This window comes from Paenarthrobacter sp. CM16, from assembly GCF_013179505.1.
GTDB lineage: Bacteria > Actinomycetota > Actinomycetes > Actinomycetales > Micrococcaceae > Arthrobacter.
Map to the genome: position 1 here is coordinate 1 of NZ_JABMCX010000136.1, position 12,772 is coordinate 12,772.

Annotated in this window: 11 protein-coding genes and 1 pseudogene; 8 read left to right on the top strand and 4 right to left on the bottom strand. The window is 64.5% G+C overall.

The genetic code is table 11. The features are described from left to right. The 4 genes and pseudogenes from HP499_RS13195 to HP499_RS13210 form a co-directional block, all read left to right on the top strand. Window positions 1-854 (top strand): annotated as a pseudogene (locus HP499_RS13195) (patatin-like phospholipase family protein); the annotation flags it as partial. Window positions 855-1,010: 156 nt separating this feature from the next. Further along, window positions 1,011-1,919, top strand: a complete 909-nt coding sequence (locus HP499_RS13200) for an FAD-dependent oxidoreductase (RefSeq protein ID WP_172324504.1) — start codon at window positions 1,011-1,013, stop codon at window positions 1,917-1,919. 194 nt (window positions 1,920-2,113) lie between these two features. Next, a complete protein-coding gene (gene deoC, locus HP499_RS13205) occupies window positions 2,114-2,806 on the top strand; it encodes a deoxyribose-phosphate aldolase (protein ID WP_172324505.1) in 693 nt (230 codons plus the stop codon). Window positions 2,807-2,859: 53 nt separating this feature from the next. Next, on the top strand, window positions 2,860-3,087 hold the full coding sequence (locus HP499_RS13210; RefSeq protein WP_172324506.1) for a hypothetical protein: 228 nt from the start codon (window positions 2,860-2,862) through the stop codon (window positions 3,085-3,087). 84 nt (window positions 3,088-3,171) lie between these two features. Here the strand turns inward: HP499_RS13210 and HP499_RS13215 are convergent, their stop codons facing one another. Together HP499_RS13215 and mfd are read right to left on the bottom strand one after the other, a co-directional pair. After that, window positions 3,172-3,981 (bottom strand): metal-dependent hydrolase, encoded by an 810-nt coding sequence (locus HP499_RS13215; protein ID WP_172324507.1) that lies wholly within the window; start codon window positions 3,979-3,981, stop codon window positions 3,172-3,174. Window positions 3,982-3,986: 5 nt separating this feature from the next. Further along, window positions 3,987-7,613, bottom strand: a complete 3,627-nt coding sequence (gene mfd / locus HP499_RS13220; protein ID WP_172324508.1) for a transcription-repair coupling factor — start codon at window positions 7,611-7,613, stop codon at window positions 3,987-3,989. Window positions 7,614-7,654: 41 nt separating this feature from the next. Here mfd and HP499_RS13225 point away from each other — a divergent pair, with 41 nt between their 5' ends. From HP499_RS13225 to nhaA, 4 genes are all read left to right on the top strand, one after another. Beyond that, window positions 7,655-9,265, top strand: coding sequence for an SDR family oxidoreductase (locus HP499_RS13225; protein WP_172324509.1), 1,611 nt, complete (start codon window positions 7,655-7,657; stop codon window positions 9,263-9,265). 47 nt (window positions 9,266-9,312) lie between these two features. Continuing rightward, window positions 9,313-9,810, top strand: a complete 498-nt coding sequence (locus HP499_RS13230; protein ID WP_172324510.1) for a DUF2505 domain-containing protein — start codon at window positions 9,313-9,315, stop codon at window positions 9,808-9,810. Window positions 9,811-9,812: 2 nt separating this feature from the next. Further along, window positions 9,813-10,034, top strand: a complete 222-nt coding sequence (locus HP499_RS13235) for an SCO4848 family membrane protein (protein ID WP_089594213.1) — start codon at window positions 9,813-9,815, stop codon at window positions 10,032-10,034. A 163-nt stretch (window positions 10,035-10,197) separates the two neighbouring features. Further along, window positions 10,198-11,517 carry a Na+/H+ antiporter NhaA gene (gene nhaA, locus HP499_RS13240; protein ID WP_172324511.1) on the top strand — a complete coding sequence of 440 codons (1,320 nt, stop codon included), beginning with the start codon at window positions 10,198-10,200 and terminating at the stop codon, window positions 11,515-11,517. A gap of 90 nt (window positions 11,518-11,607) precedes the next feature. On the opposite strand, the gene sufU is transcribed toward nhaA, so the two are convergent. Beyond that, window positions 11,608-12,060 carry a Fe-S cluster assembly sulfur transfer protein SufU gene (gene sufU, locus HP499_RS13245; RefSeq protein WP_172324512.1) on the bottom strand — a complete coding sequence of 151 codons (453 nt, stop codon included), beginning with the start codon at window positions 12,058-12,060 and terminating at the stop codon, window positions 11,608-11,610. Between the two features lie 66 nt (window positions 12,061-12,126). Beyond that, window positions 12,127-12,772: aminotransferase class V-fold PLP-dependent enzyme (locus tag HP499_RS13250; RefSeq protein WP_172324513.1), on the bottom strand; the 646-nt coding region annotated here is incomplete at its 5' end.

The following is a 12,772-nucleotide window of genomic DNA, read 5'->3' on the forward strand; positions in this document are numbered from 1 at the left end:
TGTGGACCGACGCCGTCTGGATCAGGGATGCCAACGTGGCCGAAGCCCTGCGGCGTGGTGCAGAGGAAGTATGGCTGATCTGGTGCATCGGTAACACGCCGTATTGGGGCGACGGGCCGTTGGAACAGTACGTGCACATGATCGAGATGAGTGCCATGGGCGCCCTCCTGGCTGATTTCGATGCTGCCGAGGCCGCTGGGCGGAAGTTTGTGCTCCATGTGGTCCGTCCCCGGCACCCCCTTCCCTTGGATCCGGAGTTCTATCTGGGCAGGATCGACGCCGAGACCCTGATCGGCATGGGTTACAGGGACGCCCGGGCCTACTTGGACACCATGCGGCCGGCCGGGTTGGCCAAGGACGCCGGTTGCACGGCGATGACCGAGCCGGCGCCAGGAGTCCGCTTCAACGACACGCTCCGGGGCACGCTGGAGGGCTCGCCGGTAACTTTCAAGGCCACAGTGGTTTTTCCCTCCGATCCCCGTGACGAAGCTCCACAGCTCAGTGGCTATCTGGAACACTCCAGCTTCGGGCGGGCCTTTCTGGCCGGTGGGCGGCTGGAGACCCGCGGTGACGACGTCACCTACCGCGCCCGGATAAGGGTGGACGGCGGATGGCAGAACCTCGCGGTGACACGCACCCTTAGGGATGATCCGGGGCCGGATGCCTGGGCAGATTCCCGGCGCGCCCGGCTTGAAGTGGGTGGGTTGATTGCCGATCTGACCATGAGCCTGGGCGATGCCGCCGGACTCCTGGCCTCCGTTGAACCCGTGGGCGCCCACGGAATCGTGGACCGCGCAGGGGCGGCGGCGGGTTTCGCGGGCAGAGGTTTCCGCGAACTGCTGCGCCGGTATTGAAGGCGCCCGCCGGCTCAATGTGACGCACGTTATTACCGGCCGGTAAACAGCGCGCTACGGATACGCCAAAGATGGCAACAGCGGGGAAACACCCGCGAAAAACCAGCCCCCTACGCTGAAGATCAACAGCACGTCATTTGAGCGAAAGGGCCAAACATGTCCGCCACCCCGTCCGCACCTTCCCTCCACATCGTCATCGCAGGCGCGGGCCCCGCGGCTCAGGCTTTGGTGCGCCGGCTTGCGGGACGGACAGACTCCCGGCAGCGTGCCTTCGAGGGAACCATCACCGTCCTCAGCAATCGCGACGAGTGCCCCGACGCCTTGCTGGAACTGGCAGAACTCCCCCAGGTTTCGGTCCGCTTCGGGCAGCCGGCCAGTTTCATCGACTCCGACGCCAAAATCGTCACCACGGTGGACGGCTTGGAGTTCTCCTATGACCAGTTGGTTATCGCCACCGGCTCGGCGCCTTCCCTCCCGCCGGTAGCAGGAGCCGAATCCGGCCTGAGCTATTCCACCATCGATGACGCCGCCACCATCGGTGAAGCCGTCAAGGACGTCACCAAGACGGTGGGTCGTCGACCCCTCGGAATTCTGGTGGGCAACGGGCCCGCCGCCGGACAAGCAGAAGCCGTGCTCCGGGCCCGTGGGGTGCGTCCCGTGCGCACCACCCTTCGCCCGGCTGCTATCGTTGCCGACCCCGCCCCCGTTGCTGCAGTCGATTCCACACCAGGTGTGCCGGGCTCCAAACTGCCGGCCACTGGCATTGTGTTCGAGGACGGCAGCAGCATGAAGGGCGACCTCGTTGTCATTGCCGAGGAACGCACCGCCCGTAACGACCTCGCCGAGAGCGCCGGTTTGTTGGTTGCCTCCGACGGCGGCATTTCCGTGGGGCGCGACCTCGCCACCACCGTCCCGGGCATCTGGGCGATCGGCGACGCGGCCTCCTGCGATGGTCTTCGCCTTGGTTTGCTCCTCTCCGCCGAGTCTTCTGCGATGTTGTGCGCTTCCGGGATGTTGTTGGGCACGCGGGGAACTGAGGATCAGCAAGTCCCGATGGCGGCGTGATCCACTCAGCCCGGCACGGATGCATGGGTTCCATACCGGCACTCTTCCAGAGGCGCAGGGACGAGCATCAGGCCCCGCTTTGGCTATGTGGACAAGCCCCAATGGTCTGCAACCCATGTGGCAAGATGGTCCTTTGACGGGCAGTGACAACCCTGCGGCCACCGGGCCGGCCACGCCCGGCACGGAAGGATCCCATGAGCAACCAAGCGGTCGCCCCGGCGAACATCGCCTCCTACATCGACCACACCCTGTTGAAGCCGGAGGCCAGCGAAGCAGACGTCCTCAAGGTCTGCGCCGAAGCCATCGAATACCGGTTCAAGTCCGTCTGCGTGAACCCGGTCTGGGTCAAAACGGTCACCAAGGCCCTCAAAGGATCCGGTGTGCTGACGTGTTCGGTCATCGGATTCCCGCTGGGCGCCACGCCCAGCGACGTCAAGTCCTTCGAAGCCCGCGGAGCAGTCCTCGATGGCGCTGACGAAATCGATATGGTCATCAATATGGCCTCCGCCCGGGCCAATGACAAAGGTGCGCTGGTGGACGACATCAGGGCCGTGGCCGAGACGGTCCACGCCGGTGAAGCCATCCTGAAGGTCATTATCGAGACATCCATGTTGGACGACGAGCAGAAGGTCATCGCCTGCCAAGCAGCCGTGGAGGCAGGGGCTGACTTCGTGAAGACCTCCACCGGATTCAACGGTGGAGGGGCAACCGTGGAAGACGTCGCCTTGATGCGCAAGACCGTGGGACCGGACCTGGGCGTCAAAGCCTCAGGTGGAGTGCGTTCCCTCGCCGATGCACAGGCTATGATTGCTGCTGGTGCAACACGTATCGGAGCGAGTTCCGGAATTGCCATCGTCAAGGGTGAGCAGGGTTCATCCGCCTACTAAAGGCTTCCAGGACCACCAGAGATTTTGAGCCCCGCGGGGCCGAGGAGGAACGAATGTCCAAGAACACAACAAGCGCCCCCATCGAGCGCGAGAACAACCTGGTCCAGAGCATTGTCCTGTTCCTGGTCATGATTGTGCTCTTCCTGGGCGCCATCTACTCGCTGTCCTTCCTCAGCCTGGACAACCCGTGGCCGATGGCCGTTTGCCTGGGCCTGTTCGCCCTGGCGTTCTGGATCCCGCAGACCATTCTTGGCCGCTCGGACTCCGCGGGCGAAAACTAAACGCTAGATGCAGGAAAGCGGCCCGGGCGGGATGCCCGGGCCGCTTTCTTTTAAGCCTCGAAACTACTCCATCGCAACACGCCGTCACGGCATCTGCACCACACCGCCCAGTGCTGCCAGAACGCCGGGCCAGTGCTGTTGCGCCAGGGTCCACGCGGCGGCTCCCATGCCCACCATCGCGTAGCCGCTCACGGGTATCAGGACCAACCATTCGCGCCGGGAACCCGCCCGCCCCAGCAACGGGATGGAGAAAGCTCCGTTTGGCCGCCAGATTCCCCGAATCAGGGATTTGCGCAGGAATTTCGGTGGCTTGATGACAATGGGCCATAAGAGTGGCACCCCGCCCACCGTGATCATGTCCCCCACAATGTGCACCACCACGCCCGTCAGCATGGACAGCGGCAACCAACCCCATTGGTCCGGCGCAAACCAAGTGACCAGGCCGGCCATCACCAAGGCGAACAGCCAGTTGGTAATCCACCCGGACTTCGGGAACAGGTTCAATGCCTTGGCTGCCAGGTTGATCATGAACATGCACAGCAACCCGGCACCGATGGAAAGCTTGCCTACCGGGGTGACCATCTGGAACTGGGCCGCCATGGCTGCGAGCACCACAAATGCGGAGGCACCCAACAAAGAGTGCGTTCCCTGGCGGTGCCCTCCACTGGCTTTTTCGATCCCCACCGCAATCACGTTGGACAGCGGCGGCAGGGAATTGGCGATGGTGCTGTGGCGGTGGTCCCAGTCGACCACCAAAGCAGTTCCCGCCGTCGCCATGGCGCCGATCAGGATCCCCGTGGAATCCAAGGGGTACCAACCCAGTGCGTAGGGGCCGGTCGAGGCAATAGCTATCCACGCCGCGGCTCCCGACGCGGCGTGATGTCCTCCCATCATGGAAGTTAGCCCGCCTTTACAGGTACTTCAGCGAAGATCGCTTCAATAACGTTGTTGGCCCATTGCAAAATCTCGGCATCCTGAAGATCGCGTCCACCGATTTTGGCTGTCTTGGGCTTGGGAATCAGCACGGCATCCAGCGCGGGTTTCACCTGGGAGCCTGGGTACATGCGGTTCAGGCGCATGGTTTTGGACTCCGGCAGTTGGGCCGGCGAGAATCGGATGAAGTTGCCTTGGAGCGCGACGTCGGACAGGCCGGCTTCGCGGGCACCCACCCGGAAGCGGGCCACGGCGATGAGGTTCTGGGCTGGCAGCGGAGGCTCGCCGTAACGGTCCACCAGTTCGGCCAGGACCTCGTCGATGGCCTCGTAGGTGATGGCAGCGGCCAGCTTTCGGTAGGCTTCCAGGCGCAGCCTTTCGCCGGGCACGTAGTCGTGCGGAAGGTGGGCGTTGACGGGGAGCTCGATCTTCATCTCGGCGGCCTTCTCTTCGGCCTCCCCGCGATATTCGGCCACAGCCTCGCCCACCAGGCGAATGTAGAGGTCGAAGCCCACGCCTTGGATGTGGCCCGACTGTTCACCGCCCAACAGGTTTCCCGCACCACGAATCTCAAGGTCCTTCATGGCCAGCTGCATGCCGGCACCGAGTTCATTGTGCGCCGCCACTGCCTTCAGGCGCTCCAGGGCTACCTCGCCCAGTGGCTTTTCGGAGGGGTAAAGGAAGTAGGCGTACGCCCGTTCACGTCCACGGCCAACACGTCCGCGGAGCTGGTGGAGCTGCGAGAGCCCGTACTTGTCTGCGCCATCCACAATCAGCGTGTTGGCATTGGAGATATCCAGGCCGGTTTCGATGATGGTGGTGCAGACCAGGACGTCGAACCGCTTCTCCCAGAAGTCCACAATGATCTTCTCAAGGCGGCTCTCGGACATCTGCCCGTGAGCTACTTCAACCCGGGCTTCAGGGACCAATTCGCGGATCTGCGCTGCGATCCGTTCAATGGAAGAGACGCGGTTGTGGACGAAGAACACCTGGCCTTCGCGCATCAGTTCACGGCGGATCGCGGCGGAGGTTTGCTTGTTGGTGTACGGGCCTACATAGGTCAGCACGGGGTGGCGTTCCTCCGGCGGCGTGGCCAGGGTAGACGTTTCCCGAATACCTGTCAGCGACATTTCCAGGGTTCGCGGAATCGGTGTTGCACTCATGGCCAGCACGTCCACGTTGGTGCGCATCTTTTTGAGCGCTTCCTTGTGCTCCACACCGAAGCGCTGCTCTTCATCGACGATCACCAGCCCGAGGTCCTTGAACTCGAAGTCCTTGGACAGGAGCCGATGCGTACCGATCACCACATCCACGGCGCCGCTCTTGACGCCCTCGGCCGTTTCCTTGGCTTCCTTGCTGCTCTGGAACCGGGAGAGCGGCTTCACCCGCAGGGGGAACCCGGAGAAGCGTTCGGTGAAGGTTTCGTAGTGCTGCTGGGCCAACAACGTAGTGGGCACCAGGACAGCCACTTGCTTGCCGTCCTGGACGGCTTTGAACGCTGCGCGGACGGCGATCTCCGTCTTGCCGTAGCCCACATCACCGGAGACCAGCCTGTCCATGGGAATTTCGCGTTCCATGTCCGCTTTGACCTCATTGATGGTGGTCAGCTGGTCCGGCGTCTCCACATAAGGGAAGGCTTCTTCAAGTTCGCGCTGCCACGGGGTGTCGGGAGCAAAGGCGTGGCCGCGGGACGCCATGCGGGCCGAATACAGCCGGATCAGCTCTCCGGCGATTTCCTTGACGGCCTTGCGGGCCTTGGACTTGGTGCTGGCCCAGTCGGCACCGCCCATCTTGCTCAGCGCAGGGGTGTCGCCGCCGACGTAGCGGGTCACTTGGTCCAGTTGGTCGGTCGGGACGAAGAGCCGGTCCCCCGGAGCGCCTCGTTTGGACGGCGCGTACTCAAGGACCAGGTACTCGCGCAGGCCGGCATCGGAGGCCGAGGTACCGGTCACCTTCCGCTGGATGAGCTCCACGAACCGGCCGATGCCGTGCTGCTCATGGACCACAAAGTCGCCCGCGTGCAGCTGCAGCGGGTCCACGGCGTTGCGACGCTTGGAGGGCATGCGCCGCATGTCCTTGGTGGAACTTGCCGTGGCACGGCCCAACAAATCGGCTTCAGTCAGCAAGCCCAGTTTCAGGCCGTCCAGGACAAATCCACGCCCGACGGCGGCGGTGGTCACCTCGATGATGCCCGGTTGGGGTTCCTGATCCAGTGACTCCACCCGGGAGCAGGGAATGTCGGCATCATGGAACAACTCGGCCAGGCGCTGCGCGGGCCCGGGACCATCGGTCACCACCACTACCCGCCACTGTTCGCGGACACGGGAGCCAATGAACTCCAGCATCTCCGCTACGTCGCCCTGGTACCCACGCGGCTCGCGGGCCCGCATGTTCAGGACGTCAATGTCCAGGACCAGGTCCTCGTCGGAGGCGAGCGAAGTGATGGACCACCAGGAGACGCCGTGGGCGAGGGCGGCCGACCGGGTGTCGGTCAGGGATCGGAAACTGGCCGCATGCAAGTCCGTGGAGGCCTGCGACGACAGGTCAAGGGGCGCCGCACCGCCGTCGGACGCTGTTGCCCAGGCAGCTTCCAGGAATTCCTCGTTGGTCGCCGCGAGATCGTGCGCGCGGGTGCGGACCTTCTCCGGTTCGATGACAACCGACAGCGAGCCGGCCGGGAGCTGATCCACGAACGGGACCATGGCATCAACCAGCACGGGGGCCAGCGACTCCATGCCTTCAACAGCAATACCGCCGGCAATCTTCTCCAACATGTCCGCCGCTGCGGGCATATCGGCTTTGAGCTTGGCCGCACGGGACATGACGGACGCGGTGATCAGGATTTCCCGGCACGGCGGGGCATGCAGTTCAGTGGGGTGGTGGATTCCAGGGGCGGACAGCGAGCGCTGGTCGGCCACGGCGAACCAGCGCATCTGGTCCACTTCGTCACCAAAGAACTCCACGCGGATGGGGTGGTCCTCGGTGGGTGGGAAGACGTCAAGGATGCCGCCTCGGACCGCGAACTCGCCGCGGTGGGTCACCATGTCAACGCGGGCATACGCGGCGTCGGACAAGGCCCTGACGACCTCCGTGAAGGAACGTTCCTGTCCCACCTGCAGCGTCACGGGAACCAGGTCCCCCAAGCCGGCCACAAGGGGCTGGACCACGGCGCGAACCGGAGCCACCACAACACGCAAGGGGGCCGTCGTCGAACTTTCAGGGTGGGTCAGGCGGCGCAGGACGGAGAGTCGGCGGCCAACGGTGTCCGAGCGCGGAGAAAGCCGCTCATGCGGGAGGGTCTCCCAACTGGGGAAGGTGGCAACGGACTCCGCGGGGAGGTAGGAAGCGAGCGCGGCCGTGAGGTCCTCGGCTTCGCGGCCGGTTGCGGTGACAGCCAGGACCACGGGAGCGTCGTCGGCACCAGCGTCCGCCAGCGCGTCCGCCATTTCGGCGAGCAACACGGCACGCATCCCTTGGGGAGCACTGATCTGGTAGTCGGCGTTCCGGTCGCGGAAAGACCGCTGCGCCTCCGAGCGGACGCGCGCAAAAGTCTTATCCTCCGCCAGTGCGCGGCGCAGACCGTTGAGGCTCATGACAGAAACTCCTAGGGTGGGTCCAAGGGCAGGCAACACAAATGCCCGGAAATTCAGATGAATGCCGGGTCATTCCAGCCTACCTCTACCCCCAGCCACAGGAGTTCCTTTTGCAGCCTTCGGAAGCTACGCATTCCAATACCCCGCAGGACACCAAGACGGTGCTGGTCACTGGCGCCACCGGCTACATCGGCGGCCGCCTGGTCCCCCGGCTCCTCGAAGCCGGCCACACGGTCAAGGTCCTGGTCCGCACCCCGCAGAAGATCGCCGATGTTCCCTGGCATGACCAGGTGGAGATCATCGAGAACAGCCTCTCGGACGCCGACGGCCTCACCGATGCCCTGGCCGGTGTGGACGTCCTGTATTACCTGGTCCATTCCATGGCGTCCGGCAGCGGATTCGAGGCCAAGGAAGAAGCCATGGCCCGGCTCGTGGCTGGAGCCGCGGCGGAGGCCGGCGTGGACAGGATCGTCTACCTGGGCGGACTGCACCCGGAGAACGAGGAACTGTCCATTCACATGCGTTCCCGCGAAACCGTGGGCAAGGTATTCCTCGACTCCCCGGTGGACGCGATAGTGTTCCAGGCCGGTGTGGTGATCGGTTCGGGGTCGGCGTCGTTCGAGATGATCCGGCACCTCGCCGAAACCCTCCCCGTCATGCCCGCCCCCAGCTGGGTCAACAACCGGGTGGAAGCCATCGCGGTCCGCGATGTCCTGCACTACCTCGTGGCTGCAGCGGCGCTCCCGGGGAAGCTGAACCGTTCCTTTGACATCGGTTCCCGGGACGTCCTGAAGTACAAGCAGATGATGAACGAGTACGCAGTGGAGCGTGGGCTCCCGCGTCGGCTGGTCGTCGCGCTTCCCGTGCCGGCACCGAAGCTCGCCGGTTTGTGGGTGGCCCTGGTAACACCCATCCCCTTGTCCATGTCCCTGCCTTTGGTGCAGTCGCTCCAACATGACGCGGTGTCGCGGGAGCACGACGTCGACCGTTACTTTCCGCAGCCCGACGGCGGCCTGACGCAGTACCGCCGCGCCGTCGCTTTGGCGTTGGGCAAGGAACGGGACGGGCAGGTGGAGACCACTTGGGCCAATGCCGGCATCGACGCCGATCCCCTTCCCAGCGACCCCGACTGGGCAGGCTACAAAGTGTTCCTCGACGAACGGACGTTCCACAGCGAGGCCAGGCCGGAGCATGTCTGGACCATCATCGAGGGCATCGGTGGCAAGAACGGCTGGTACTCCCTGCCCTTGGCCTGGCGGATCCGCGGCTGGCTGGACAAGCTTCAGGGCGGTGCTGGTTTGTTGCGGGGACGCCGGCATCCCAAGACCCTCAACGCCGGCGAGGTAGTGGATTGGTGGCGGGTGGAGGCCATCGACCGCGGGCACCTGCTGCGGTTACGGGCCGAAATGCGGGCCCCGGGCGGGGCCTGGCTGGAGCTGGCAGTGGAGGCCGACGGCGACGGCAGCCTCTACAAACAGCGCGCCATTTTCTTCCCGCGCGGACTGGCCGGTCGGCTCTACTGGCTGGGTGTCTACCCGTTCCACGGTTTCATCTTCCCGTCCATGGCCCGCAACATTTCGGCAGCGGCCATCACCCTCCAGGAGAGCTCGTCCACGTCCACCGGTTCAGGGGTGGCCGGCGGAACCCCGTAGGATGTTGGGAGCTAAAAAGCTTCACCACCACCATTCACGGAGGACCCATGGCCCTGAGCGCATCCACCACCCTGCCGCACAGCGTTGACCGCGTAGCTGCCGTATTTGTTGACGAAGAATTCCTGCGTCACACGAGCGAACTGGTGGGCGGCTCCCTGGAATCGTTCACGATCGACGGCGATCCCGCCGGTGCTTTCAGCACCGTTACCGTCCGCACCCTGCCCACCACGCGCCTGCCGGACATTGCCCGGAAGTTTGTTGGCGAGACCCTCAAGGTCACCCAGACCGAGCAGTGGGAAGCTCCTGCCGCCGATGGCTCGCGTGCCAGCAACATTGCCCTGAAGATCTCGGGTGCGCCCTTGGACGTCACGGCCGTCCAGCGCCTTGTGGCCGACGGCGGCAACACCCGGATCGAGCTTGAGGGCAACGTCTCTTCCTCGGTTCCGTTCCTTGGCGGCAAGATCGCCGACGCCGCGGAACCGATGGTGGGCAAAGCACTGAACATCCAGTCGCAGCAGGCCCAGGCCTGGCTCGAAAGCCACTAAGCGTGGAGATCCCTGCAATCCTTGCGGTTGTCCTGATCGTTGCCGGAGTGTGGTCCCTGGTTGTGTGGCCGCAGTTCCTCAAGCGCGTCATGAAGGACCCCCGCGCCCGCGACGCCGCCGGCAAGGCCACCAAGTTCCTCACGGTCCACGTTGTGCTGGTCACCATCTCCATGGTGCTGGGACTCGCGACGGCGGCCATTGGGATTGCGGGCCTCGTCGCCTGAGTTTCACCCAACTGAGTCGCAGCAGAGAGCGTTATGAGAGCTGATAACGCGCTCTGCTGCTACTCCGTTGGGTAAGATGGACAGTGGTGTGCCGGGAAGTCTGGTCGGCGGAGCCTTTGTGCTCCCCTTAGACCGATTGATTCCCGCAAGTTAAGGAGCCCCCGTGGCCCGGAAACCCCCAGCAACCCCTCAGCAGCCCGGCAGTTCAAGCGCAGTCTTCTCCCGCTCCAGTTATCCCGAGTACCGCCGGATCCTTTCGATCCTGCGCACGGAAACAGTTGGCGGCGCCCTCCTTCTGGCTGCCACCGTGATTGCCCTTGTCTGGGCCAACTCCCCTGCAGCCGATGGCTACTTTGCCCTCCGCGATGTCAAGATCGGCTACGAGCCCTGGCACCTTGAGTTGAGCCTCGGCCATTGGGCCTCGGACGGCCTGCTTGCAGTGTTCTTCTTCCTTGCGGGTCTTGAGCTCAAACGCGAATTCGTAGCCGGCGAGCTCCGCAAACCCGCCAAAGCAGTGGTTCCCGTGGCCGCGGCGGTTGGCGGCGTTGTGGTTCCTGCGGTCATCTTCGTCTTGTTCAACCTGGGTTCACCCGAAACGCTCAAGGGCTGGGCCATTCCCACAGCCACCGATATCGCCTTCGCCCTGGCAGTGCTGGCGGTCATCAATACCCACCTGCCGGCCGCCCTCCGGACCTTCCTGCTGACATTGGCCGTGGTGGATGACCTCATCGCTATCGGAATCATCGCGTTCTTCTATTCCACCGGACTCCAGCCGCTCATGCTACTGGCCGCCCTGGTACCCCTTGCCCTCTTCACCTTCCTGGTCCAAAAGCGGATCCGCAGCTGGTACTTGCTCATCCCGCTCGCCTTGGCCACGTGGGGGTTCGTCCACGCTTCCGGGATCCACGCCACGGTGGCCGGAGTGCTGTTGGGCTTCGCCGTTCCGGTCCTCGCCAGCGGCAAGAAGGGCGAGCCGGCCGAGGGAATGGCCGAGCACTTCGAGCACCGCCTGCGCCCGTTCTCAGCGGGCTTTGCCGTGCCGGTGTTCGCGTTCTTCTCCGCAGGCGTAGCCCTGGGCGGATTCGATGGCATGGGGGCAGCACTCACCGATCCCGTGGCGGTTGGCATCGTGGCAGCACTGGTGGTGGGTAAGGCCGTGGGTGTCTTCGGCACTACCTTCCTGGTCACTAAGACCACCCGTGCAAGCCTCGATTCCAGCATTGCCTGGATCGACCTCTTCGGGCTGGCACTTCTGGCCGGCATCGGCTTCACGGTCTCGTTGCTGATCGGCGAACTGAGCTTCGGCTCGGATTCCCCGCACGGCGACCACGCCAAGGTAGCCATCCTGGCAGGTTCGTTGATCTCGGCGCTGCTGGCCGCCGTCGTACTGAGGGCCCGCAACCGGCGTTACCGCCAGGTTCAGGCGGAGGAAGAGCGGGACGACGACGGCGATGGCGTACCTGACGTCTTTGCCCGCGCCTGACGGGCCGGGTTGCCGAGCTGCGGCTGCGGCTCCGGCTGCGGCTGCGGCTGCGGCTGCGGCTGCGGCTGCGGCTGCGGCTGCTGGCAGAGGTTAGGCGGTGGCCTGGTTGAGCGCATCCTCGGCAGCAACCCAGGAGATCATGGCGCACTTGACGCGGGCCGCATAACGGGCCACGCCCTCAAAAGCGGCAGCGTCTCCGAGGACCTCCGGGTCCGCCTGGACTTTCCCGCGGGACCTCAAGACCTCGCGGAAGTTCTCGATCACGGCGTGCATTTCCGCCACGGACATTCCCTCGCCCAGTTCGCTGAGCACTGAGGCCGAGGCCATGGAAATGGAGCAGCCCGCCCCGTCCCAGCTGATCTGCTGGACTGTTCCGTCCGCAACGGCGAGCCGCAGCGTGACTTCATCACCACACACCGGGTTCAGTTGGTGTGATTGGCCGGTGGACGCTCCTTCGGGGGCTGCTGTTTCAGCCAGGCCGCTGCCGTGCCGCTGCTTGGAGTGGTCCAGGATGATCTGTTGGTACAGCTGGTCAAGACTCATGGTGGTTGTTGCCTGTTCGGTGGTTGTTGCCTGTTCGGTGGTTGCAGCCTGCTTCAGTGCTGCCGGCTAGGCCTGGAAGTAGGCCCGGACCCCGGAAACGGCGTCGAGGAAAGCGTCTACGTCATCCGTGGTGTTGTAGAGGTAGGTACTCGCCCGGGTGGTGGCCGTCAGTCCCAGGCGGCGGTGCAATGGCTGGGCGCAGTGGTGACCGACGCGGACGGCGATGCCGCGATCATCCAGGAACTGACCGACGTCGTGCGCGTGGACACCGGCGACGTCGAACGCGGCCAGACCGATCCGCTCGACCCCCGAAGCCGGCCCGACCACCCTGATGCCGTCGATCCCCTCAAGACCTTTCACGAGGCGTTGTCCCAGCGTGGTTTCCCAGGCGTGGATGCGCTCGATGCCGGTCTCGGTGAGGTAGTTCACCGCGGTGGCGAGTGCCACGGCCTGGGAGATGCGCTGGGTACCGGCTTCGAACCGCTGGGGTGCCGGCAGGTACTCAGCGCGCTCCATGGTCACGGTGGTGATCATGGAGCCGCCGGTGAGGAAGGGCGGCAGGACGTCCAGGAGTTCCTGCTTGCCGTAGAGCACCCCGACACCGGTAGGGGCCAGCATCTTGTGGCCGGAAAACACAGCGAAGTCCACGTCCAGTTCCTTGACGTCCACTGCCATGTGGGGCACCGACTGGCAGGCGTCCAGAACCACCAAA

Bases quoted from the DNA above. Each gene is read 5' to 3' on its own strand.
- HP499_RS13230 (WP_172324510.1), top strand. From the start codon at position 9,313: ATGGCCCTGAGCGCATCCACCACCCTGCCGCACAGCGTTGACCGCGTA.
- deoC (WP_172324505.1), top strand. From the start codon at position 2,114: ATGAGCAACCAAGCGGTCGCCCCGGCGAACATCGCCTCCTACATCGAC.
- HP499_RS13200 (WP_172324504.1), top strand. From the start codon at position 1,011: ATGTCCGCCACCCCGTCCGCACCTTCCCTCCACATCGTCATCGCAGGC.
- sufU (WP_172324512.1), bottom strand. From the start codon at position 12,060: ATGAGTCTTGACCAGCTGTACCAACAGATCATCCTGGACCACTCCAAG.
- mfd (WP_172324508.1), bottom strand. From the start codon at position 7,613: ATGAGCCTCAACGGTCTGCGCCGCGCACTGGCGGAGGATAAGACTTTT.
- HP499_RS13215 (WP_172324507.1), bottom strand. From the start codon at position 3,981: ATGATGGGAGGACATCACGCCGCGTCGGGAGCCGCGGCGTGGATAGCT.
- HP499_RS13210 (WP_172324506.1), top strand. From the start codon at position 2,860: ATGTCCAAGAACACAACAAGCGCCCCCATCGAGCGCGAGAACAACCTG.
- HP499_RS13225 (WP_172324509.1), top strand. From the start codon at position 7,655: ATGCCCGGAAATTCAGATGAATGCCGGGTCATTCCAGCCTACCTCTAC.